Origin of the sequence: Streptomyces sp. BE303 (assembly GCF_036290945.1) — a bacterium.
Lineage (GTDB): Bacteria > Actinomycetota > Actinomycetes > Streptomycetales > Streptomycetaceae > Kitasatospora.
Map to the genome: position 1 here is coordinate 1 of NZ_JAQYWZ010000243.1, position 311 is coordinate 311.

Annotated in this window: 1 pseudogene; it reads right to left on the bottom strand. The window is 73.3% G+C overall.

What is annotated here, in order from left to right:
• Nucleotides 1-311, bottom strand: a pseudogene (locus tag PUR56_RS01645) (phosphonoacetate hydrolase); the annotation flags it as partial.

Sequence of the window (311 nt, forward strand, 5' to 3'; positions counted from 1 at the left end):
AGCGTGCGGCGGCCTCCTCGCGGCCTTGCACTTCCTGGATGCCTCCGATGGCGCGCAGGGCGTCGATCGAGGCGTCGCGGTCGGTGCCCTCGGGGAGGTACACGCTCGCGAAGGAGCCGAGTGCGCCGTGGTGCACGGTGTACGGGTCGGTGATGGGCAGGATGACCCGCCGGCCCTCGGCGCTGGTGTCCGCGGGGACGCCGAGGATGCGTCGGACCTCCTCCTCGACGAAGACGACCTGGGCGCGGCCCTGGGCGTCGGTCTTGGCGCTCATGCCGTGGTCGGCGGTGAGCACGACGGTCGCGCCGAGG